Source organism: Streptococcus sp. KR (assembly GCF_002238115.1).
Classification (GTDB): Bacteria; Bacillota; Bacilli; order Lactobacillales; family Streptococcaceae; genus Streptococcus.
Genome location: NZ_NGVM01000098.1, coordinates 1 through 659, shown reverse-complemented (window position 1 = coordinate 659; position 659 = coordinate 1). Strand labels below are relative to the sequence as shown.

Annotated in this window: 1 pseudogene; it reads right to left on the bottom strand. The window is 38.8% G+C overall.

The features are described 5' to 3' along the window. Nucleotides 1-510, bottom strand: a pseudogene (locus CBI42_RS11055) (IS30-like element ISLpl1 family transposase); the annotation flags it as partial. Between the last annotated feature and the right edge of the window lie 149 nt (nt 511-659).

The window sequence follows — 659 nt, the reverse complement described above, 5'->3', positions numbered from 1 at the left end:
CTTACTATGCCCACGAGGACCAACGACTGTATCTAGTTCAAAATCGCCGATGCGATTACGTTGATTAATCATCATGGGACGCTGTTCAATTGATCGCCCCAAAGATTGATTATATTTGGATCGTTGGTCAACGTTACGCCGTTGGCGTACGCCATGTTCAGGTAGATCATTCAAGGAGAAACCAATTCTCTCCTGATTTAGCCAATTATAAATAGATTTAGTAGCTAGTTTAAATTCGTGAGCAATCATTCCTGGTGACCAGCTTAGACGTAAATGGTTGAGAATTTTTTGCTTTAACTCATCGCTCAGCTTAGTTTTCCGACCACATCGTGATCGCTTGTATTCGGCATCTGTTTGTGCTAATTCAGCCTGATAAGGTTGACATCAAGATAATTCATAAGAAATTGTTGACGGTGATCGGTTCAGCCGAACGCCCATTTGGATATTGGACAGCCCTAGTTCACAAAAGGTTTCGATTTTAATTCGTTCGGAATAGGTTATACTAGACAAAAGATCAGCTCCTAAAAGATGGGTTTGTGGTAAACACCATTTTAAAGGAAGCTGATCTTTTTTGTCCGAACAGCGTTCGGATTAATTTTACAATCTACCATATTAATAATTCTAGTTTTTGCAATTCCATTTAAATTGTCTACAATGAA